Source organism: Leifsonia sp. 563 (genome assembly GCF_040545055.1).
Taxonomy (GTDB): Bacteria; Actinomycetota; Actinomycetes; order Actinomycetales; family Microbacteriaceae; genus Leifsonia.
In genome coordinates this window covers 1,146,942-1,166,591 of record NZ_JBEPLE010000001.1, presented here as the reverse complement: position 1 = coordinate 1,166,591, position 19,650 = coordinate 1,146,942, and the positions used below count along the sequence as shown (strand labels likewise).

Annotated in this window: 24 protein-coding genes; 20 read left to right on the top strand and 4 right to left on the bottom strand. The window is 69.0% G+C overall.

The features are described 5' to 3' along the window. Positions 1-48: 48 nt before the first annotated feature. From ABIC47_RS05685 to ABIC47_RS05630, 12 genes are all read left to right on the top strand, one after another. Positions 49-498, top strand: coding sequence for a hypothetical protein (locus ABIC47_RS05685; protein ID WP_231918993.1), 450 nt, complete (start codon positions 49-51; stop codon positions 496-498). Continuing rightward, positions 495-1,727 carry an NRAMP family divalent metal transporter gene (locus ABIC47_RS05680; protein ID WP_018192672.1) on the top strand — a complete coding sequence of 411 codons (1,233 nt, stop codon included), beginning with the start codon at positions 495-497 and terminating at the stop codon, positions 1,725-1,727. The genes ABIC47_RS05685 and ABIC47_RS05680 overlap by 4 nt, the downstream gene beginning before the upstream one ends. Continuing rightward, complete coding sequence (locus ABIC47_RS05675) at positions 1,724-2,128, top strand: hypothetical protein (RefSeq protein ID WP_354478159.1); 405 nt, start codon at positions 1,724-1,726, stop codon at positions 2,126-2,128. Before ABIC47_RS05680 ends, ABIC47_RS05675 begins: the two co-directional genes overlap by 4 nt. Beyond that, positions 2,115-2,459: a PRC-barrel domain-containing protein gene (locus ABIC47_RS05670; protein WP_020076334.1), complete on the top strand. Its 345-nt coding sequence runs from the start codon at positions 2,115-2,117 to the stop codon at positions 2,457-2,459. The genes ABIC47_RS05675 and ABIC47_RS05670 overlap by 14 nt, the downstream gene beginning before the upstream one ends. 10 nt (positions 2,460-2,469) lie before the next feature. Continuing rightward, on the top strand, positions 2,470-3,447 hold the full coding sequence (locus tag ABIC47_RS05665) for a glycosyltransferase family 2 protein (RefSeq protein WP_354478156.1): 978 nt from the start codon (positions 2,470-2,472) through the stop codon (positions 3,445-3,447). Positions 3,448-3,563: 116 nt separating this feature from the next. Next, positions 3,564-4,601, top strand: coding sequence for an iron-containing redox enzyme family protein (locus ABIC47_RS05660; protein WP_502910217.1), 1,038 nt, complete (start codon positions 3,564-3,566; stop codon positions 4,599-4,601). Continuing rightward, a complete protein-coding gene (locus ABIC47_RS05655) occupies positions 4,598-4,804 on the top strand; it encodes a CDGSH iron-sulfur domain-containing protein (protein ID WP_354478154.1) in 207 nt (68 codons plus the stop codon). The genes ABIC47_RS05660 and ABIC47_RS05655 overlap by 4 nt, the downstream gene beginning before the upstream one ends. A gap of 161 nt (positions 4,805-4,965) precedes the next feature. Next, positions 4,966-5,445, top strand: a complete 480-nt coding sequence (locus ABIC47_RS05650) for a CinA family protein (protein WP_354478151.1) — start codon at positions 4,966-4,968, stop codon at positions 5,443-5,445. Continuing rightward, on the top strand, positions 5,442-5,978 hold the full coding sequence (locus ABIC47_RS05645; protein WP_018192664.1) for a DUF6328 family protein: 537 nt from the start codon (positions 5,442-5,444) through the stop codon (positions 5,976-5,978). Before ABIC47_RS05650 ends, ABIC47_RS05645 begins: the two co-directional genes overlap by 4 nt. 75 nt (positions 5,979-6,053) lie before the next feature. Beyond that, positions 6,054-6,386 (top strand): histone-like nucleoid-structuring protein Lsr2, encoded by a 333-nt coding sequence (locus ABIC47_RS05640; protein WP_089878988.1) that lies wholly within the window; start codon positions 6,054-6,056, stop codon positions 6,384-6,386. Beyond that, a complete protein-coding gene (mobA, locus tag ABIC47_RS05635) occupies positions 6,383-6,973 on the top strand; it encodes a molybdenum cofactor guanylyltransferase (RefSeq protein WP_354478148.1) in 591 nt (196 codons plus the stop codon). The genes ABIC47_RS05640 and mobA overlap by 4 nt, the downstream gene beginning before the upstream one ends. Further along, on the top strand, positions 6,960-7,196 hold the full coding sequence (locus ABIC47_RS05630; RefSeq protein ID WP_354478146.1) for a DUF6457 domain-containing protein: 237 nt from the start codon (positions 6,960-6,962) through the stop codon (positions 7,194-7,196). Before mobA ends, ABIC47_RS05630 begins: the two co-directional genes overlap by 14 nt. Before the next feature lie 46 nt (positions 7,197-7,242). Here the strand turns inward: ABIC47_RS05630 and ABIC47_RS05625 are convergent, their stop codons facing one another. Further along, positions 7,243-8,139, bottom strand: a complete 897-nt coding sequence (locus tag ABIC47_RS05625) for a glucose 1-dehydrogenase (RefSeq protein WP_354478143.1) — start codon at positions 8,137-8,139, stop codon at positions 7,243-7,245. 294 nt (positions 8,140-8,433) lie between these two features. Between ABIC47_RS05625 and ABIC47_RS05620 the strand changes: the two genes are divergently transcribed. The 8 genes from ABIC47_RS05620 to ABIC47_RS05585 all read left to right on the top strand — a co-directional run bounded on the left by ABIC47_RS05620 (position 8,434) and on the right by ABIC47_RS05585 (position 17,111). Then, positions 8,434-9,435, top strand: a complete 1,002-nt coding sequence (locus ABIC47_RS05620; protein ID WP_354478141.1) for an SIS domain-containing protein — start codon at positions 8,434-8,436, stop codon at positions 9,433-9,435. 10 nt (positions 9,436-9,445) lie between these two features. After that, positions 9,446-10,369 (top strand): PfkB family carbohydrate kinase, encoded by a 924-nt coding sequence (locus ABIC47_RS05615; protein WP_354478138.1) that lies wholly within the window; start codon positions 9,446-9,448, stop codon positions 10,367-10,369. Between the two features lie 35 nt (positions 10,370-10,404). Further along, complete coding sequence (locus ABIC47_RS05610) at positions 10,405-11,499, top strand: LacI family DNA-binding transcriptional regulator (RefSeq protein ID WP_354478136.1); 1,095 nt, start codon at positions 10,405-10,407, stop codon at positions 11,497-11,499. Positions 11,500-11,741: 242 nt separating this feature from the next. Next, positions 11,742-13,064, top strand: coding sequence for an ABC transporter substrate-binding protein (locus tag ABIC47_RS05605; RefSeq protein WP_354478133.1), 1,323 nt, complete (start codon positions 11,742-11,744; stop codon positions 13,062-13,064). A gap of 170 nt (positions 13,065-13,234) precedes the next feature. Further along, complete coding sequence (locus tag ABIC47_RS05600) at positions 13,235-14,137, top strand: carbohydrate ABC transporter permease (RefSeq protein ID WP_354478130.1); 903 nt, start codon at positions 13,235-13,237, stop codon at positions 14,135-14,137. Then, positions 14,131-14,967: a carbohydrate ABC transporter permease gene (locus tag ABIC47_RS05595; RefSeq protein ID WP_309855145.1), complete on the top strand. Its 837-nt coding sequence runs from the start codon at positions 14,131-14,133 to the stop codon at positions 14,965-14,967. The genes ABIC47_RS05600 and ABIC47_RS05595 overlap by 7 nt, the downstream gene beginning before the upstream one ends. Positions 14,968-14,971: 4 nt before the next feature. Beyond that, positions 14,972-16,141, top strand: a complete 1,170-nt coding sequence (locus tag ABIC47_RS05590) for an MFS transporter (protein ID WP_354478127.1) — start codon at positions 14,972-14,974, stop codon at positions 16,139-16,141. An 88-nt stretch (positions 16,142-16,229) separates the two neighbouring features. Continuing rightward, on the top strand, positions 16,230-17,111 hold the full coding sequence (locus ABIC47_RS05585) for a manganese catalase (RefSeq protein ID WP_354478124.1): 882 nt from the start codon (positions 16,230-16,232) through the stop codon (positions 17,109-17,111). A 1-nt stretch (position 17,112) separates the two neighbouring features. Here the strand turns inward: ABIC47_RS05585 and ABIC47_RS05580 are convergent, their stop codons facing one another. The 3 genes from ABIC47_RS05580 to ABIC47_RS05570 all read right to left on the bottom strand — a co-directional run bounded on the left by ABIC47_RS05580 (position 17,113) and on the right by ABIC47_RS05570 (position 19,585). Next, positions 17,113-17,355 (bottom strand): Orn/Lys/Arg family decarboxylase, encoded by a 243-nt coding sequence (locus ABIC47_RS05580; protein ID WP_354478122.1) that lies wholly within the window; start codon positions 17,353-17,355, stop codon positions 17,113-17,115. 85 nt (positions 17,356-17,440) lie between these two features. Beyond that, on the bottom strand, positions 17,441-18,316 hold the full coding sequence (locus ABIC47_RS05575) for a hypothetical protein (protein ID WP_354478119.1): 876 nt from the start codon (positions 18,314-18,316) through the stop codon (positions 17,441-17,443). Between the two features lie 330 nt (positions 18,317-18,646). After that, positions 18,647-19,585, bottom strand: a complete 939-nt coding sequence (locus ABIC47_RS05570; RefSeq protein ID WP_354478116.1) for a helix-turn-helix transcriptional regulator — start codon at positions 19,583-19,585, stop codon at positions 18,647-18,649. Positions 19,586-19,650: the final 65 nt, after the last annotated feature.

Below are 19,650 nucleotides of genomic sequence, written 5' to 3'. Positions count from 1 at the left end.
CAGCAGCACCACTTTCACCGTTCTCACAGCGCGCGTACAGTCCTCGGCGTGAAGCATCGACACATCGCCACGGGGGCGGTGGCGCTGCTGGTGGCGGGCGTGCTCGTGGGCTGCTCCGCCGACGACAGCGCACGCGGCTCCCTGTCCCAGTCCGCCGGAACCGCCGCATCGGCCGCCCGCGCAGCCGGGCTCGTGCTCGGCCTGCACGAGCAGGACCAGATCCTGTCCACCGTGCAGGACACCGGTCTGACCGATGTCGCCGACCGCCTGGCGCAGGAGGCGCAGACGGTCTCGACGATGACCGCCATCGGCGGGATCGGCGCCAGGCGCGACAGCGTGCTGGCCGACATCCGGGCGGCTCAGGATGTGGTGACCGCCGCCCAGCGGGCCCAGGCGTCCGGCACGGACTCGGCGGCCACGGTCGACCGGCAGCGCCGCGAGCTCGATCGGCTCGCTCAGGAGCTGCAGGCGGCATCCCAGCGGCTGGAGCGCGAATGAAGGGGATCTTCGCCGTCGCGCTCGGCGTGCTGACCGCCATCGGCGGATTCGTCGACATCGGTGACCTCGTCACGAACAGCGTCGTCGGGTCGCGGTTCGGGATGACGCTGACCTGGGTCGTCCTCGTCGGCGTGGTCGGCATCTGCCTGTTCGCCCAGATGTCCGGACGGGTCGCCGCGGTGAGCGGCCGGGCGACCTTCGAGATCATCCGCGAGCGGCTCGGAGCCCGGATGGCCCTCGCGAACCTGTCGGCCTCGTTCCTGATCAACCTCCTCACCCTGACCGCGGAGATCGGCGGTATCGCGCTCGCCCTCCAGCTCGCCTCCAGCATCGAGCCCGTGCTCTGGTTCCCCGTCGCGGCCATCGCGGTGTGGATCGTCATCTGGCGGGTCAAGTTCTCGATCATGGAGAACGTGACGGGGCTGCTGGGCCTCGCCCTGGTCGTGTTCGCCGTCGCCCTGTTCTTCCTCCACCCGGACTGGTCCGCCCTCGGCTCGCAGGTGCTGCTCCAGCCGTCGCCGCACACCGACGAGACGCCCGCGACGTACTGGTACTACGCGATCGCCCTGTTCGGCGCGGCGATGACGCCCTACGAGGTGTTCTTCTTCTCGTCCGGCGCGATCGAGGAGAAGTGGAAGAAGAAGGACCTGGCTCAGTCGCGTCTCAACGTGCTCGTCGGCTTCCCGCTCGGCGGTCTGCTGTCGCTCGCCATCGCCGCGTGCGCCACGGTCGTGCTCCTCCCGAAGGGAATCCAGGTGGAGTCGTTGTTCGAGACGGCGCTTCCCGTGGCGCAGGCGCTCGGCAAGATCGGGCTCATCATCGTCATCCTCGGATTCGTGGCCGCGACCTTCGGCGCCGCCCTCGAGGTGACGCTGTCGAGCGGGTATACGCTGGGGCAGTTCTTCGGCTGGCCGTGGGGCAAGTTCCGGCGCCCGGCATCGGCGTCGCGGTTCCACGCCGTGATGATCCTGTCGCTGGTGGTCGCCCTCGGCATCCTCTTCACCGGCGTCGACCCGGTGCAGGTCACCGAGTTCTCGGTGGTGTTCTCGGCGATCGCCCTGCCGTTGACGTATCTTCCGATCCTGATCGTCGCGAACGATCCCAAATACATGGGGGACGAGGTCAACGGCAGAGCGACGAACTTCTTCGGCCTGATCTACCTCGGACTCATCTTGGTGGCGTCGATCGCCGCCATCCCCCTCATGATCGTGACGGGAGCAGGAGCATGACGCAGAAACGCCACCTTCCGCCGTCGCCGGCCGTCGCCGGCCGTGTGCTGGACGCCGGGCTCGATCTCCTCGACCGGCAGATCCTCGACCCCGACGCCGTCCCGGTCAGCACCGTCGACGATCTGGAGCTGACCACGCCGGACGACCTGGAGCACCTCGACCCGGACTCCCCGCCGATCATCGAGTCGCTGCTCACCGGTCCCATCCTGCTGACCAGGGTCTTCGGCGGGCGGCTTCCCGACTCCCGGTTCATCCGCATCCCGTGGAAGGTGGTCGCCGACCCGGGAACGGTCGTGAGGGTGGGCGTCGCGGCCGACTCGCTCGATGCGAGCTGGACCGAACGATGGATGCGCGACCACGTGATCGCGCGCATCCCCGGGGGTCGTCATGATCCTGAGTGACCTGCTCGGCAGCCCGGTGCTCACTGCGGAAGGCGAGCGGCTCGGTGTCGTGGTCGACGCCCGGTTCGCGCTCGACGGCCCGCCCGACGGGCTCCTCGCCGCCGCGCGACTGCACGGCCTGGTGGTGAGCCCGCACGCCCACGAATCGTTCGCCGGCTACGAGCGGCGAGACGTGGATGCGCCGGCGCTGATCGCCCGCTTCCTGCGCTGGCGTGCGCGCGGCTCGGTGCTGGTGCTGTGGCCGGACCTCGCGTCGTTCAGTGACGACGTCATCCGGCTGCGTCCGGGCGCGACGCTGTACTCGCCGCGCTTCGACTCCTCGGAGTCCTGAGGGGCGCCGGATGAGTCTCGATGCCGAATACGTGCTGCCCCTCCGCTGGTCGGACGACGCCGGCCTCGCGGAGCTGGTCGCATACCTGACGAGGTTGCGCGAGTTCATCGACGTCACGGTGGTCGACGGGTCGGAGCCGGAACGCTTCAGCGCGCACGCACGGGCGTTCCCGCCGGGAGTCCGCCACCTCGCTGCCGACCCGTGGCCCGGTCACAACGGCAAGGTCGCCGGGGTCATGACCGGGCTCCGGACCGCCCGCCACGACCGTGTCGTGCTGGCCGACGACGACGTCCGGTACGACGAGGGGGCGTTGCGCGCGGTCGTCGGGATGCTCGACGCCGGCGACCTCGTGCGGCCGCAGAACGTGTTCGACCCCGCGCCGTGGCATGCGCGCTGGGACACCGGGCGCAGCCTCCTGAACCGCGCACTCGGTCACGACTATCCCGGCACACTCGCGGTCCGCCGTTCACTGGTGCTCGCGGCCGGCGGGTACGACGGCGACGTGCTCTTCGAGAACCTGGAGCTCATCCGCACCGTCCAGGCGGCGGGTGGACGGGTGATCGCGGCGGATCGGATCGGCGTCGTCCGGCGGCCGCCGGAGGTCGGCCACTTCCTGCGGCAGCGGGTGCGGCAGGCCTACGACGACTTCGCGCAGCCGGCGCGGTTGGCGGCCGAGCTGGCCGTGCTGCCCCTCGCGCTCGTCTCGCTGCGGCGTCCTGGCCGCATGCTCGCGGGGGTGCTCGCCGTGGTGGCGCTCGCCGAGGTGGGCCGTCGCCGGGCGGGAGGCCGTCGGCTGTTCCCGGCGACGGCTGCACTGTGGGCGCCGGCGTGGCTGGCCGAGCGCGCCGTCTGCGTCTGGCTCGCCGTCGGCGCTCGCCTCCGCGGCGGCGTCCGGTACTCGGACGGCCGCCTCCGACGCGCGGCGACCCCCCTCCGTACTCTGCGCCGCGCCTCATCACGCCGACGATTCGTGCCGAATGTGCGCTAACGACGCGCCTAACCGCACATTCGGCACGAATCGAGCGCCAACTCTGACGCGCACGCACCGAAGCGGCGCCCAGGCAACCGGTTGACCCGGCGCGCTTCCCCCGGTTGCTTGGGGGTATGACACCACGCATCACCCCGCGGGGGCCGGTGAGCGAGGCGCTGTTGGACGCGCTCACAACCGATCCCTCCGCCGCATCGGACGACGTCGTCCGCTTCACCGAGAACGCCACCGCCGCCCTCGCAGCGGAGCCGGACCTGCTCACCGACGAGGACCTCCAGTTGACCCTCCTCCTGCTCTACGGCCTCCACTACGGAGACACCGTCGAAGCCGACGACGAGTGGGAGTGGAACCCGGACCTGCTGCGCACCCGCCGAGCCATCGAGCGCGTGTTCGAGCGCCAGCTGCGGGAGCGCGTCCCCGTCGGCGACCTGCCCGAGCCGAACGCGGATGCGGTCGCGGCCTACCTGTTCGACCTCACCTCGGAGGACGGCGGCCCCAGCCTCTCCCGCTTCCTCGCCAAGAAGGCGACCGAGGAGCAGGCGGTGGAGTTCGTCATCCACCGCTCCATCTACACGCGCAAGGAGGCGGACCCGCACTCCTGGGCCATCCCGCGTCTCACCGGCCGGGCGAAGGCGGCGCTCGTGGAGGTGCAGTCCGACGAGTACGGCGCCGGGCGCCCGGACCGCATCCACGCGGAGATCTTCGGTCGCACGATGCGCAACCTCGGGCTCGACGACAGCTACGGCGCCTACATCGACAACGTGCCCGCGATCACCCTCGCGTCGTTCACGATGATGTCGATGTTCGGCCTCAACCGCAGCCTCCGCGGCGCGATCACCGGTCATCTCGCGGCATTCGAGATGACCTCGTCCATCCCGAACCGCTTCTACGGCAACGGGTTCCGGCGGCTCGGTCACGACGACGAGGTCACCTGGTACTACGACGAGCACGTCGAGGCGGATGCGGTGCACGAGCAGATCGCGGGCCGCGACCTCGCCGGCGGTCTCGCCGAGCAGCATCCCGAGCTCCTGCCCGACATCGTCTTCGGCGCCGCCGCCTGCCTCTACGTGGACGGCCTCGCGGGTCAGCACATGCTGGAGAGCTTCGAAGCGGGCCGCAGCTCGCTCCGCCAGCCCGTGGCGGTGGCGGCATGACCGCCCACGACGAGGAGCCGGTGATCGTCGCCTGCCCCGACGGCCCCCTGCTCGTGCGCGGTCACATCGACCTGACGACACCCGACGGCACACCGATCGAGCAGCACCGGCGCACGGTGGCGCTCTGCCGCTGCGGCGTCTCGACGATCAAGCCGTTCTGCGACGGCAGCCACAAAGCGGTGCACTTCCGCACTGACCACTGAAGACCACCCACCACACGAGAGAAGGAGCGGACATGTCCGACCCCCAGAACACCGAAGGCGACCGCCACGACGAGAACACCGAGGCGGAGCAGCAGATCGTCGACAAGCCCTCGCAGGCGGAAGGCGACGAGGGCGACAGCGACAACGGCTAAGGTTCCTGCATGACGACGGAGAACGACACCGACCTCGGCGAGACGATCGCCGACCTCGCCTCCTCCGCCGGCGTCACCATCGCGGTCGCCGAATCGCTGACCAGCGGCGCGATCGCCTCGGCCCTCGGCGCGTCCCCGCAGGCAGGCGACTGGTTCGCCGGCGGGGTGGTCGCCTACTCCGAGCACGTCAAGTTCGACGTGCTCGGAGTGACGCCCGGCCCCGTGATCACGGCCGCGTGCGCCGAGCAGATGGCGTCGGGGGTCGGGAGGCTGCTCAGCGCCGACCTGGTCGCCGCGGTCACCGGCGCGGGCGGCCCCGGGTCCGAGGAGGGCAAGGAGGCCGGCACGGTCTTCCTCGCCCACGGCCGGCCGGACGCGCCGCAGGTCGAGGAGCTCCACTTCGACGGCGACCCCGAGGAGGTCGTCCGAGCCACGGTCGACGCGGCTCTGGCGGCCATGGCGCGCGATCTGGAGGCACAGCGACGATGACGAACGACGACGTGTGGGATGCGCCCGAGAGCGAAGGCGCGGATGCCGACCCGGGAGACGGCCGCGACGAGACGACCGCCCAGCGCGCTGACCGCAACTGGAACGAGCTGCTGCAGGAGTTCCGCGTCTTCCAGACGGGGACCCAGATCCTCGCCGCGTTCCTGCTGACGCTGCCGTTCCAGCAGCGCTTCGCACAACTGGCGCCGTTCGACGTGGTGGTCTACCTCGTCCTCGTCTTCCTCGCGGTGATCGTGACGCTGCTGGCCCTCGCGCCGGTCGCGCTGCACCGCCTGCTGTTCCGGCAGAAGGCGAAGACGGAGCTGGTCGGGCTCGGCAGCAAGATCCTGATCGTGTGCCTGGCGGCCGCATCCCTGCTGTTCACGGGCATCGTGCTGTTCATCGTCGACTTCCTGCTCGCGCCGCCCGCCGGCATCATCGCCGCGAGCTGCGTCTTCATCGTGCTGATCGTCATCTGGGTGGTGCTGCCGCTGGTGGTCCGGGCTCAGCGCAGGGCGCACGTCGCCGGTCGCTGACGCGCGCGTCACCGGTAGGCTTCGCGACAAGCGCACCCGCGGGGTGCATCCAATCGACGAAGTGGCGGGATGGATATGGCCAAGCGAGTCACCTACCAGTTGATCGACGATCTCGACCAGTCCGTGATCCCGGAAGGCGAGGGCGAGACCATCGAGTTCTCGCTCGCGGGCGCGCAGTACGTCATCGACCTGTCCTCCGAGCACGCCGACCAGCTGCGGGCGGACTTCGCAAAGTGGATCGAGGCGGCCGGTCGCAACGACGCTCCCGCGTCGGACGCCCCGCCGTCGCCGGACGAGCGCCGGGCGATCCGCGAGTGGGCGCGGAAGAACGGCGTCGAGGTCGGCAGCAGGGGCCAGATCCCGCGGGATGTCGTCGACGCGTTCCGGACGGGGCGGCCCGCCCGGTGACCCGGCGCGAGGCGGTGATCGTGGTGGCGGGCGGCCGCTCGACGCGCTTCGGGTCGGACAAGCTGCGGCACGTGATCGACGGTCGCACGCTGCTGGAACGAACGGTGGACGCCGCCCGCGGAGCAGATGTCGTCGTGCTCGTCTCGGCCTCGGAGACGCCGGAGGGCGTGCACATCGCCGTCTCCGAGAATCCCCGGTGGGGCGGCCCGTGCGCGGCGGTGGCGGCGGGGGTGGATGCGCTGGCGGCATCCCCCGCGACCGACGTCCTGATCCTGGCCGCCGACCTCGCGAACCCCGCCTCCGCGATCAGCGCTCTGCGCAGCATCGACGCGGGTGTCCTGACCGACGCCGACGGCAGTCCTCAGTGGCTGCTCGCCCGCTCGCCGCGTGCCGTGCTGGAACGCCGCATCGCTGAGCTGCGCACGGAGAGAGGCGCCCTCGATGGGCTGCCCGCCTCTGCGCTTCTCGGCGTCGTCGACGGCAGACACCGTGCGCCTGCCGACGTGCACGCGGACATCGATTCCCCGGCCGACCTCCCGTCGGCCGACCGGACAGCCTCGGAGGAGCGCACGCATGGAACCGTCTGAACTCGACTCCTGGGCCGAGGAGGCCGCCGAAGCCGTGGGTGTCTCCCTGGCGCCGGGCGACGTGGCGACGGTGCTCGACCTCGCGCGAGACGCCGCACACGGCATCGCGCGTCCCGCCGCTCCGCTGACGACCTTCATCGCCGGTATGGCGGTGGGACGCGGTCAGCCGCTGGCCGAGGCCGTCGCCGCGCTGAACGCGGCGATCGAGAGGCGATCCTCCTGACCGCGATCCTCCTGACCGCGCGGCGCCACGGCCCCGGCGCCACCGATCACGGGGTGGGCATGCCGCCCGTCACCGACAGCGTCTCGCCGATCACGTAGCTCGACTCCGGCGACGCGAGGAAGACGTATGCGGGCGCCAGCTCGGCCGGCTGTCCGGGGCGCCCGAGGGGCGTCTGCTGCCCGAACTCGGGGATCGCCTCGGCCGGCTGTCCCTTGCTGACCTGCAGTGGTGTCCAGATCGGTCCAGGTGCCACCGCGTTGACGCGGATGCCCTTCGGCGCGAGCTGCTGGGCGAGAGCCTTCGTGAAGGCGTTGATCGCGGCCTTCGTCGTCGCATAGTCGACGAGCTGCTCGCCCGGCTGGTACGCCTGGATGGATGTGGTGTTGATGATCGTCGCGCCGGCCGGAAGGTGCGGCAGCGCCGCGCGCGTCAGCCAGAACATCGCGTAGACGTTGGTCTTCATCGTGTGGTCGAACTGGTCGTCGGGGATGTCCGTGAGGCTCTCCGTGGCGATCTGCTTGCCGGCGTTGTTGACCAGGATGTCGATGCCGCCGAGTTCGTCCAGCGCCCGCTTCACGATCTCGTCGCTGAAGGCGCGCTCCTTGAGGTCGCCCGGGATGGTGACGGCCGTGCGGCCGGCGTCGCGGATGAGACCGGCGATGCGCTGCGCATCCTCTTCCTCCTCCGGGAGGTAGACGAGCGCAACGTCGGCGCCCTCGCGCGCGAACGCGATGGCGGTCGCGGCGCCGATCCCCGAGTCGCCACCCGTCACGATCGCTTTGCGGCCGGTCAGGCGGCCGGTGCCGACGTAGCTGTCCTCGCCCAGGTCGGCGCGCGGGCTCAGGTCGCTTTCGAGACCCGGCTCGGGCACCTGCTCCTCGTCGGGGGAGATGCTGGGGTAGCGGTCCACAGGGTTGTCGAAGGTGTACTGGTTCTCTGGCATACCCCCACGCAATCACCGCACGCGCGTGCGTCCAGGGGGCTGCGCGCTCCCGCATCCCGGGGTACGCCCCTCCCCCTCCCCCTTTCCTCTTTCGCCGAAGTGCACGTTGTTGCGCACCTCCACGGCGTGTCGACCGCAACTACGTGCACTTCGGCGAAATGGGAAAGGGCGGGCAGGGAGCAGGCGAGGGGGGAGAGGGGGGAGAGGGGCAGGGGTGTTGCGGATAGACCTGGGCTGTGTCACGATTGAGACGAATTGATACCGGTACCAAAACGGATCGGTGGAGGGAGACACATGCTGGGCTTCAACGAAGAGGAATTCCTGGAGCAGGTGCGCAGCACCGTCGCGCTGCGATCGCAGATCGAGGAGCTGGCCGAGCGCGTCAGTGCCGGGCGCTGGAAGAACATCTACTTCATCGGCGCGGGCGGCACCTACGCCGCGGCACTGCCGTACGAGCGCTTCTTCCAGACGCGCTCGTCGTTCCCGGTGCGCGCCGTCATCGGCAAGGAGTTCATCCTCGCGCCGGACCCGCAGTTCGGCCCGGACTCGGTCGCGATCTTCGCCTCCGTCTCCGGCACCACCGAGGACATCATCGACTGCGTCGAGTTCGCCCGCGAGAAGGGTGCGCTCACGGTCGGCTTCACCGGCCAGGCCGACAGCCCGATCGCCTCGATGGTCGACGAGGTGCTGCTCTCCGCCCCGAAGGCGTGGCCGTTCGACGTCCAGTTCCTCACCTTCGGCGCGAAGCTCCTCTCGCTGCGCGGCGAGTTCGACGGCTACGACCGCCTGGTGAAGGATCTCGAGGCGATCCCCGAGGCGCTCGTCTCGGTCACCGAGCAGGCCGACCCGATCGGCAAGGCGTTCGCCGAGAAGCACGCCGACACCGGCTACCACTTCCTGACCGGATCGGGCCAGCTGTGGGGCTTCACCTACCTGTACTCGATGTGCATCCTCGAGGAGATGCAGTGGCTCACCACCACGCGCGTCCACGCCGCGGAGTTCTTCCACGGCTCGCTCGAACTCATCGAGAAGGACACCAGCATCCTGGTCTTCGCCGGTGAGGATGAGACCCGCCCGCTCACCGACCGCGTCATCGCCTTCGCGAACGAGTACAGCGACGACGTCACCGTGATCGACACCAAGGACTACCAGCTCCCGGGCGTGAGCGACGAGTTCCGCGGGCTGCTGGCCCCGATCGTCGCCGACGCCGTCGTCGACCGCTTCAGCAAGCACCTCGCCCAGGTGCGCGACCACTCGCTCGACCTGCGCCGGTACTACCGCGTCGTGGCGTACTGAGCGGGCGCCGATGAGCACGGTGCGCGTCCTCGGTCTCGGGGACAACATCGTCGACCGGTTCGTCGACCGCGGAGTCGAGTACCCGGGAGGGAACGCCGTGAACGTCGCGGTGTTCGCCCGGCAGCTCGGCGCCGAGGCCGCGTACCTGGGGGTGTTCGGCGACGATGAGCAGGGGCGCTTCGTGCGGCGGGCCATCGAGGACTGCGGGGTCGACACCTCGCGGTCCTCGGTGCGCCCGGGCCCGAACGGTGTGACCGAGATCGAGACGGTCGACGGCGAGCGCCGGTTCCTCGGGTGGAACCACGGCGGCGTCACGCTGAGCGATCCGGTCCGGCTGGGCGAGGACGACCTGCGCTACGCATCCGGCTTCTCGCTCATCCATTCGAGCGCGTACTCGGGCGTCATCCCGGAGCTGCCGAAGCTGGCGGCGACGCGGACCCTGCGGTCGTACGACTTCTCGTCCGAGCCGGAGTACCGCACCGGGGAGTACCTGGATGCGGTGGGCCCGTGGATCGACCTGGCCCTGGTGTCGCTCGGTGAGCTGTCGCGCACGGACACCTGGGCCGAACTGCGGCGGATCGCCTCGCACGGCCCGTCGCTCGTGCTGGGGACCCAGGGGGATGCCGGCGCCGTGCTGTTCGACGGCGACGCGTACTACTACTCCGATGCGGCTCCCGTGCCCGGTCCGTTCATCGACACGATGGGATGCGGCGACGCCTACGTGAGCGCGTTCGTGGTTGAATTGCTGCGATCCGGCTGGCGCAGGAATGCCCGACCGGGTGGCGCGGCGCTGCATCGGTCGATGCGGCGTGCGGCGCAGTTCGCCGCCCGGCAGTGCACGGTCGAGGGCGCGTTCGGTCACGGGCGCGCAGTCGACGAGGCGACGAGGGCGGTCGGCTCGCTTCCGCCGGTGGCGGCGGGCGACGTGGGCTGAGGGCGTGAGCCGCCCCGGATCAGGAAGGGGTGGCGATGTCCACGGAGCGCGACCACCGCATTCCCTCGCCGACGATCTCGGAGGTGGCGGCGGCCGCCGGCGTCGGTCGGGCGACGGTCGCCCGGACGCTCGGCGGTTACGGCTCGGTGAGCCCGAAGACGCGGGATCGCATCCTCGCCGTCGCGAAGGAGCTCGGCTACCGGCCCAACACGATCGCGCGGAGCATGACGACGGGCGAGACCCGAACGTTGGGCGTCGTTCTCGCCGACGTCGGCAACCCGTTCTTCGCCGGCGTGCTGCGCGGCATCACGGACGCGGCCCGCAAGGCCGACTACGACGTGCTCGTGTTGAGCACGGACGAGGACCTGCAGCTGGAGGCGGCCGCGATCGACGTGCTCGTCGACAAGCAGGTCGATGGGATCGCGCTGGCGCCGGCGGCGGGACGCAGCGCCGAGCTGCCGCACCTCGACGTCGTCGCGAAGCGCGAGATCCCGCTGGTGCTGCTCGACCGCCTGGTGGACACGGTGGATGCGGACGCGGTCGTCATCAACAACCGCGAGGCGTCGCGTCAGGCCGTCATGTCGCTGATCGAGAAGGGCCACCGGCGCATCGCGTTCGTGTGGGGCCCGGTCACGACGGAGCCGGCCGCGGACGCCGACGATCTGCGGCGCATCATCGACCACGCCCTCTGGAGTGACGGCGAGCGTCTGCTCGGGTACCTGGACGCGCTGGAGCTGGCCGGCATCCCGTTCGACACGTCTCTGGTGACGCACGTGCTGAAGAACGAGTCGCAGGCGACCAGGGCGGTGCTCGGGATGCTGTCGCTGTCGGATCCGCCGACCGCGATCTTCGCGACGGAGACGGATGCGCTGACCGGTTCGCTGCGCGCCCTGCGACAGCGCGGGCTGAGCTGCCCGGAGGACGTCTCTCTGATCGGCTTCGACGACAGTTCGTGGGCGAGCGTGATGACGCCGCCGATGTCGGTGGTCGCCCAGCCGATGCACCAGCTCGGCGAACTCACCGCCGAGTGCCTGCTGGCGCGGGTCGCCGGGAGCGACGCTCCGACCGCCACCCATGTCCTCGAGGCCGACTTCGTCGAGCGCGCCTCCGTGGCCCCGCCCCCCGCCTGAGCCTCACTCTCCCTCCCGCCCCCGCACCCCTCCCTCACGCGATTTGCGCCAAATCGCGGTTATCGCCGACCCATAACCGAGATTTGGCGCAAATCGCGCGCCGGGGTGGGGGTGCCGCGATTGGGCAGTGTTGATACCGGTACCAAAATCACGTATAGTCGTCGCAATCGGTCGCCGAGAGCGACCCACGATCCAAAGACGGGTCAGCGGACACCTCGACCGCACGACCCGCACGACGGGAGATGAGCGTGAAGAAGACCAGGACCATCACGGCAGCGGCAGCGGGCGTCATGGCGCTCGCACTCACCGCGTGCTCCTCCGGCGGCGGCGGCTCGGCCGACATCACCGCGAAGCCGGACTACTCCGGCAGCATCAGCATCCTCACCGCCGCGGCGGGCGACCCGCTCGGCTCGTATTTCGAGAATCTGGTGAAGGACTACACGAAGCTCCACCCCGACGTGAAGATCACGCTCGCGCAGGAGACCGACGACAACGCGATCAAGGACAAGGAGAAGGTCCTCATCGGGTCGCAGTCGCTGCCGGACATCTACTTCAGCTACGCGGGCAACTGGGGCGAGAACTTCGCCGCCAACGGCCTGGCCGTCGACCTCAGCTCCGTCATCGCGCCGGGCACGACCTGGGGAGACACCTTCGGCGAGGGTTCCCTGAACGCGTTCAAGTACGACGGCAAGTACTACGGCATCCCGCAGTACGTCGACGGCAAGTTCATGGGTTACAACAAGAAGATCTTCGCCGACCTCGGCCTCGACGTGCCGAAGACGCTCGACGAGCTCATCTCCGACTGCTCGACCATCAAGGCGGCCGGCATCGTCCCGATCGCGTTCGGCAACAAGGACGGCTGGCCGGGACTCCACTACCTGGGTCAGCTGTTCGCCTACGACGTTCCGCAGAAGACGCTCGAAGCCGACCTGCTGCCGAAGACCGCCACGTACACCGACGACGGCTACGTGGAGGGCATGAAGCAGTTCCAGGAGCTCGTCACCCAGTGCACCGGCGATGCCTCCAACTCCAACGGCGTCACCTACACGACCGCGCAGCAGCAGCAGGCGACCGGCAAGGCGGCCATGTACTACCAGGAGCTCATCGAGTTCGATTCGGTGAACACGAAGGACAGCCAGCTCAGCAAGGACGGCTTCGGCATCTTCCAGCTCCCGGCTCCCGCCGACGCGAAGGGCGACAGCTCGACGCTCGAAGCGGCTCCGGAGGGCTACATGATCAACAAGAAGAGCAAGAACGCCGCCCTCGCGCTCGACTTCATGAAGTTCGTGATGAACAAGAAGAACGCGACGACGCTGTCGTCGCCGCCCTACGGTCAGCCGAGCGCGGTGAAGGATGTGGTGACCGACCAGATCGCGACCCCCGCCGTGGCGGAGGGCACGAAGCTCGTGAATGACGCGAAGTCCACCGTCGTGTGGTTGGACATGGCCAACGTGCCCGACGTCGGCGACGCCTGGGTCTCCGTCTCCGAGGGCCTCGTCTCCGGCAGCCTCACCCCCGAGGCCGCGCTGAAGGCCGTGCGACAGGCGTCCGAGAAGGCGAAATGACCACGACGCAGGCGCCTCAGCCGGCCGTGGGGGGGGGGGGGCCCCCCCCCCCCCCCCCCCGCGCCCCCCCCCCGCCCCCCCCCCCCCCCCCGCCCCGGGGGGGGGGGGCCCCCCCCCCCCCCCCCGGGGGGGGGGGGGGGCCCCCCCCCACGGCCCCGGCTCCGGGCGACATGGCCCCGCGTGCGGCGCGGCGGGGCTCCGCGCGCTGGCGTGGACTGGTCTGGCTCATCCCGGCGCTGGCCGTTCTGGCCGTGTTCGTCTACTGGCCGCTGATCCAGAACGTCGTCTTCAGCTTCCTGAAGTGGAACATCTACAGCGGCGACCAGACCTTCGTCGGCGTCGACAACTACGCCGACCTCGCCCAGGACCCGATCTTCTGGAAGGCGCTCGGCAACAACACCTGGTACGCGGTGCTCTCGATCGTGTTCCAGGTGTTCGGGGCTCTCGTCCTCGCCGCGATCGTCGAGAGCGTCCGGAGCGAGCGCTGGCGCAAGGCGTTCCGGGCGATCTACTTCATCCCGTCGGCGATCTCGCTGACCGTCGCCGGCCTCCTGTTCTACTTCATCTACCAGCCGCAGACCGGCATGCTGAACGTCTTCCTCGACAACGTCGGGCTGGGGCAGTTCTCGCAGGCGTGGCTCGGGCACGAGGGCACGGCCATCTTCGCGATCATCGCGATGAGCCAGTGGCAGGCCTTCGGCTACAGCGTCCTGCTGTTCTCGGTGGCGCTCCAGCGCATCCCGCAGGAGCTGTACGAGGCCGCCAATCTCGACGGCGTCGGCCCGATCCGCCGCTTCTTCCAGGTGTCGCTGCCGCTGGTGCGCGAGATGACCGGGCTGATGATGATCGTCACCATCTCGGGCGCCTTCCAGGTGTTCAACGAGGTGATGGTGATGACGAGCGGCGGCCCGAACAACTCCAGCCAAGTGCTCGGCACGTGGCTGTACCACGCGGGATTCGTCACCAACGACTTCGGTTCTGCGGCCGCGATCGGCGTGGCGATCTTCGTCATCACGCTGCTGCTGGCCGCCGCCCAGCTGGCCTACTCGCGCAAGAGGAGAGTGGAATGGTAGTCCTCGCCCGTCTCGGCCGCTGGTCGCGCAGCGCCCTGGTCTGGGCCCTGCTGCTGGCCCTCGTCGTCGTGGTCCTCTACCCGCTGCTGTGGATGGTGACCAACGCCCTGAAGACCAACGCCGAGCTCTTCGGCAACCCCTTCGCGCTCCCGACCGAGTGGCTGTGGCAGAACTTCGCCAAGGCCTGGAACCAGGGCGTCGGCGACTTCGTGCTCACGAGCGTGTCGCTGACCGTCCTGGCGACGCTCATCACCGAGCTGATCAGTGCGTGGGCGGCCTACGGGCTGACGCGGGTGAACATCCCGCTCAACCGCACCTTCACCGTGATCGTGCTCGCCGGCCTGATGCTCGCGCCGACCGTTGCGCTCATCCCGCTGGTGAAGCTGTTCCAGGCATGGGGTCTGTACGACACCTTCTTCGGTCTGCTGATCCTGTACACGGCGTTCCGCATCCCGTTCACCGTCTTCCTGATGCGCGCCTACATGCTCGACCTGCCGCGCGAGGTGGATGAGGCCGCGTCGATCGACGGCGCCTCGCGGGCGGCGACCTTCTGGCGGATCATCCTGCCGATGAGCATGCCGATCGTCGCGACCACGATCGTCCTCAATGTGCTGCAGAACTGGAACGAGTACCTGTTCGCGATGATCTTCACCAGCGGGACGGGCGTGCAGACGCTTCCGGTCGGCCTCGCCGACATGATGTCGAAGAACGGCACGCAATATCCTGTCGTGTTCGCGGGGATGGTGATGGCGGCCCTCCCCATGGTGATCCTGTTCTTCGTGTGCCAGCGATACTTCGTGCGCGGTCTCGCCGGCGGCGTTGGCAAGTAGCGGGGTGCGGACGTACCTCGAGCTCGTCCGCGTCCCCGGCGTCCTTCGGGTCACGGTCTCGCAGCTGGTGGCGCGCTTCCCGCTCGGGATGCTGTCGCTCGCCGTCCTGCTCCACGTACGGCACGCGAGCGGCTCCTATGCGCTGGCCGGGCTCGTCGTCGCGTCGGTGAGCGTCGGCGAGGCGGTGGCCATGCCGCTTGTCAGCCGATCGGTCGGGGCGCTGGGCATCCGGCCGCCGGTGCTGGTAGCCGCCCTGCTGAACGCCACAGGGATGCTGCTGCTCGCGTTCGGGCCACCACAACCCGTCCTGATGGTGGCGCTCGGGGCCGTGATCGGCGCGTCCGTTCCTCCGCTCATGCCGGTGGTGCGCGCGCTGTACCCTCGGCTCGTGCCCCGCCGGACGGTCCCGGCGCTGTTCGCCCTCGACACCTCCGCGCAGGAGCTGATCTGGATCACCGGACCGGTGGTCGCCACACTGCTCAGCGGCGCGGTGTCGACGCAGGCGCCGCTCGTGCTCGCGGCCCTGGTGACGCTCGGCGGCACGGTCTGGTTCCTGCTCGCCCCGCACATCGCGGGCGTCCGGCTGCCGCGCAGCAGGACGCGCCTCGGCACCGTGCTGCTGACGCGGTCCGTTCGCCTGGCCGCCGCGACGAGCTTCGCGCTGATCGCGTCGTTCGCCGCGCTCGAGATCGCGCTGGTGGCGCGCTTCGACGGCCATGGCATCCTCGCCGGGCTGGCGATCGCGGTGTCGAGCCTGGGGTCGCTGATCGGCGGGATCGCGTTCGGTCACCGGAGTTTCGGGACGAGGAGTCTGGCCGCCGTGCTCGGTGGTGTGGCCGTCGCGACGGCGGCGGCCGGGCTGGTCCCCGGCATCCCCTTGCTCTACGGCGTGCTGTTCCTCTCGGGTCTCGGCTTCGCGCCGTCGCTTGCCGCCCTCTACGCCATGGTCTCATCCGCTCTTCCGGAGACCGCGACCCCGGAGGCCTTCGGCTGGCTCAACACGGCGGGGCTCGTCGGGGGAGCGACCGGCACTGCGGTCGCGGGGGTGCTCGGGGATGCGCTCGGCCCCGGGGGCCCGTTCGTCGCGGCAACCGCTGCATCCGTGGTCGCCGCGCTGCTCCCGCTCTCACCCGGTCTGCGACCCGCTCACGGGCACGGCACTGGCGCCCATTAACCCGCCGGGCCCGCGGATCTGTCAACGGCTGGGCTCAGCGAATCCCCCGCGTACCTCTGGAAGCACCAACCAGAAAGGGGATCTTCGTATGTTCTTCCACCGTCAGGAGATGCAGCACACAGCCAAGCCGGACAAGCCGGATGCCGTCTACGCCAGGAAGCTCCAGGAGGTGCTCGGCGGCCAGTACGGCGAGATCACCGTCGCCATGCAGTACGGGTTCCAGGCCTGGAACGTGCACATCCCGGGCAAATACCGCGACCTCCTCTACGGCATCGGCGCCGAGGAGTTCGGCCACGTCGAGATGCTCGCGGTGATGATCGCGCAGCTGCTGGAGAAGTCGCCGCTCGGGATCACGGAGGACGCTGTGCAGGACGACCCGGTCGTCGCAGCGGTCGTCGGCGGCACGGATGTGCAGCACGCCATCGTGGCAGGCGCCGGAGCCCGGCCCGTGGACAGCAACGGCAACCCGTGGCAGGGCAGCTACATCACCGCGAGCGGCAACCTGCTCGCCGACTTCACCGCCAACGCGAACGCCGAGATGCAGGGTCGGCTCCAGGTCGCCCGGCTCTACCACATGACCGACGACGCGGGCGTCCGCGACCTGCTCTCGTTCCTGCTCGCACGCGACACCATGCACCAGAACCAGTGGATCGCCGCGGCCGCCGAGCTGCGTGAGGAAGGGGCGGAGGACCTCCCGGTGCCGAGCAACTTCCCGCTCAACAAGGAAGACCGCGACGTGGCCTATCAGTACATCAACTTCTCCGATGGTGCTGCTGCCGCAGAGGGCCGCTGGGCGAGCGGACCCACACCCGACGGCAAGGGCGAGTTCACCTACCTCGACGGGCCGCAGGCGACGGTCCCGATGCCGCCGCCCACCCACCCCGACTCCCGGTTCTACGGCACGACGGAACTGCCGAACACCGTGGAGAAGGTGGCGGGGGCTGTTCAGGACAAGCTGAACAAGGAGTGAGTCACTCCGTGTGCGGCAGGCTCCGGGCCACTCGGAACGTCTCGAGGCTGGGGTCTGCCGCATCGGGGATGACCATCCCGGCCGCGAGCCCGGTGCGGAGATAGTCGACAACGGCGGCGTTGATGACCTCGCCGGGGAGGATCGCGGGGATCCCGGGAGGGTACGGGGTCACCTGTTCGGCGGCAACGCGCCCCGCGGCCTGATCGGCGGAGACCACCTCGACAGGACCGAAGAGGAAACTCAACTGGCTGGCTGATACTGCCGAAGCTCGGCTGCGATGGCATTCTGTAACCGAAAGCTGCATTTCACGTGGGCCGTCCTTTGGCGGTTCACTGAAATGGCGGGCGAGGTTGGCTGGACATTGAGTTTGAGTTCCCGTCGCCAGTGTAGGGAGGGATCGCTTCGATCTCTACGTTGCCAATCTGCGGACGCATAGGTCCGCCAAGCGCCGATGGATACACGATCCCCTCGGAAAGAATGAATGCCGGGCTGTATGCCAGCGAGTCAGAATGCGTGCGGAAATAGCGAACCCTTGGATTTCCACCGCGAATCGGCAAGTAGACCGACATCAAGTCCTGGCCAATCCCGCTGCCCGGTGTCGCTGCTGACCGAATTGTATCCACGAGGATACGTTCCACCTGATCTTCCGTGACATGCTTTGCGGCGCCTTCCCCGGTCGCCAGAATTTGTTGGTCGATCGATGTCAAGAGTGCCTTAGTTCCGGATCCGATAGATGCAGTGCTCCAGCCTCGAGAGACAGGCAAGAAGCGCCGGCGGGTGACTGGGCTCCATTCAGTGGGTTTGCCGGGGACCCATTCCAGCTGGCTGAGAATGCCTGATGGGCGCGCATTGCTTCTGTTGATGTCATGTGGCCACGACCAACCGGACATCGTGATTTCGAAGCCGTTGGCGCGGTCCTGAGCTGGGAGCTTCGGCCAGGTGGTGTCCACCGCACTCCGAATCCGGTCCTGAATGTCGCGGATTGTCCGGCGTTGCAGCGGGCCGAAATAGTGCGGAGGACCGCCTCCTTTGCGCATCGGTGGGGGCGGTGCAAGACCCGTGATCTCGCGTACGAGCCACTGGTCAGTTGGTTCGCTGCTCTTTCCGGACCTTATGTAGGAAAGCCCGGCGTATGAAACTACGACGCGACCATTGACTGCCTCGATGAACAGGGTCTTGTTGGCCGCCGGGTCCCAAGTCTCCAAGCCGGACCGTCCGGGGACCGTCAAGAGCCGATCACCGACTTGTAGGACAAAAGTGTGACAGAGAAACGAAATATGAAGAGTCATCCGTCTCGAACCTCCCTATCGAACTATGAACACGTACTCTGACTCCAGGCAACCGAGGTGGCGAGCCGAAAACCAACCGGCTCGTGACTCAGGACGGAACTCTCAAGCAGAGCCAAATAAGGAACCAACGAAATCCCGGACGAACGGCCCCGCGGGTATGCCACGGTCAGCGCCGACCGCAAGTGCACTTCCTGTGGGATTCTACGAAGTCGGTTGGCCCCTCGTCAGCGGCAGCGGGGAGAAATCTCAGTCCTGCAGCGCCACCGCAGGATGCATTCCGTACGCCTCGCGGTAGCGGCGGGCGAAGCGGTCGAGGTCGGCGAAACCCCAGCGGCCGGCGAGGTCGGCGAGGTCGGTGGTCGCCGGTTCGGAGACCTGGAGCTCGGTGTGCGCCGCCGACAGCCGCGCCTGCTGCAGGTATCCCTGGGCCGTCGTCCCCGCGTGGGTGCGGAACGCAGCATGAAGCTGAGTGATGGTGGCCCCGGCCGCCCCAGCGATGTCCGTCACCGTGATGGGCAGGGACGCGTAGTCCTCGATGAACCCGACCGCCCGTCGGTACGACTCCAGCTGCGCGGTGGGCGTCTGTGCTTGCTCCCGGGGATCGGTGCTCAGCGAGAAGCAGTTGAGGGCGGCGAGCGACAGTGTGTGGAACAGGCTCGCGCGCACCAGTGGGTGCCGGAACGTGCCCGACTCCATGTATTCCGCGGCGACCGTCGCGGCCGTCATCATGTACTCCGCGTGCTTCGGGCTGCGCGTCTGCGCCGAGTCGAACACGACCGGGCCCTCATGCCCCAGGGCGGTGGCCGCCACGTCGCTGAGCGTCTGCGGCGACAGGAAGATGTTGACGACGTCGCTGTCCTCGGCGAAGCAGGTGAAGTCGTGACCCGGCCGGATCAGGAAGGGGGACCGGGCGCCGAAGCCCCGCTCGCCGTCGATGTCCCAGCGGTACACGTCGGTCTTGACGTTCACGATGACGACGTCGTCGAAGTCCCCGGACGTCTCCCACTGACCGCCGATCGCGTAGCGCGCGACCGCGAACGACGGATCGATCGCCTGATCGACGTCGAACGAGAAGTCGTTCTGCGGCAGCTGCGCGAAGGCGAATCGGCCTCCGGCTGCGGCCATCGCCGCATCCGCCTCCTCCGGATCGGAGGTGTGGCTGTGCAGGCGCGTGAAGTCAGCCATCCACCAACGCTACCTCGCCCCCCTGAGGAAAGGGAGGGCGACGGAGGCGGTTGACGCGGTGGGCG

Bases quoted from the DNA above. Each gene is read 5' to 3' on its own strand.
- ABIC47_RS05645 (WP_018192664.1), top strand. From the start codon at position 5,442: ATGACGAACGACGACGTGTGGGATGCGCCCGAGAGCGAAGGCGCGGAT.
- ABIC47_RS05615 (WP_354478138.1), top strand. From the start codon at position 9,446: ATGAGCACGGTGCGCGTCCTCGGTCTCGGGGACAACATCGTCGACCGG.
- ABIC47_RS05640 (WP_089878988.1), top strand. From the start codon at position 6,054: ATGGCCAAGCGAGTCACCTACCAGTTGATCGACGATCTCGACCAGTCC.
- ABIC47_RS05620 (WP_354478141.1), top strand. From the start codon at position 8,434: ATGCTGGGCTTCAACGAAGAGGAATTCCTGGAGCAGGTGCGCAGCACC.
- ABIC47_RS05595 (WP_309855145.1), top strand. From the start codon at position 14,131: ATGGTAGTCCTCGCCCGTCTCGGCCGCTGGTCGCGCAGCGCCCTGGTC.
- ABIC47_RS05670 (WP_020076334.1), top strand. From the start codon at position 2,115: ATGATCCTGAGTGACCTGCTCGGCAGCCCGGTGCTCACTGCGGAAGGC.
- ABIC47_RS05665 (WP_354478156.1), top strand. From the start codon at position 2,470: ATGAGTCTCGATGCCGAATACGTGCTGCCCCTCCGCTGGTCGGACGAC.
- ABIC47_RS05630 (WP_354478146.1), top strand. From the start codon at position 6,960: ATGGAACCGTCTGAACTCGACTCCTGGGCCGAGGAGGCCGCCGAAGCC.
- ABIC47_RS05600 (WP_354478130.1), top strand. From the start codon at position 13,235: ATGGCCCCGCGTGCGGCGCGGCGGGGCTCCGCGCGCTGGCGTGGACTG.
- ABIC47_RS05570 (WP_354478116.1), bottom strand. From the start codon at position 19,585: ATGGCTGACTTCACGCGCCTGCACAGCCACACCTCCGATCCGGAGGAG.
- ABIC47_RS05625 (WP_354478143.1), bottom strand. From the start codon at position 8,139: ATGCCAGAGAACCAGTACACCTTCGACAACCCTGTGGACCGCTACCCC.
- ABIC47_RS05605 (WP_354478133.1), top strand. From the start codon at position 11,742: ATGAGCGTGAAGAAGACCAGGACCATCACGGCAGCGGCAGCGGGCGTC.
- ABIC47_RS05585 (WP_354478124.1), top strand. From the start codon at position 16,230: ATGTTCTTCCACCGTCAGGAGATGCAGCACACAGCCAAGCCGGACAAG.
- ABIC47_RS05660 (WP_502910217.1), top strand. From the start codon at position 3,564: ATGACACCACGCATCACCCCGCGGGGGCCGGTGAGCGAGGCGCTGTTG.
- ABIC47_RS05675 (WP_354478159.1), top strand. From the start codon at position 1,724: ATGACGCAGAAACGCCACCTTCCGCCGTCGCCGGCCGTCGCCGGCCGT.
- ABIC47_RS05655 (WP_354478154.1), top strand. From the start codon at position 4,598: ATGACCGCCCACGACGAGGAGCCGGTGATCGTCGCCTGCCCCGACGGC.
- ABIC47_RS05650 (WP_354478151.1), top strand. From the start codon at position 4,966: ATGACGACGGAGAACGACACCGACCTCGGCGAGACGATCGCCGACCTC.
- ABIC47_RS05680 (WP_018192672.1), top strand. From the start codon at position 495: ATGAAGGGGATCTTCGCCGTCGCGCTCGGCGTGCTGACCGCCATCGGC.
- ABIC47_RS05610 (WP_354478136.1), top strand. From the start codon at position 10,405: ATGTCCACGGAGCGCGACCACCGCATTCCCTCGCCGACGATCTCGGAG.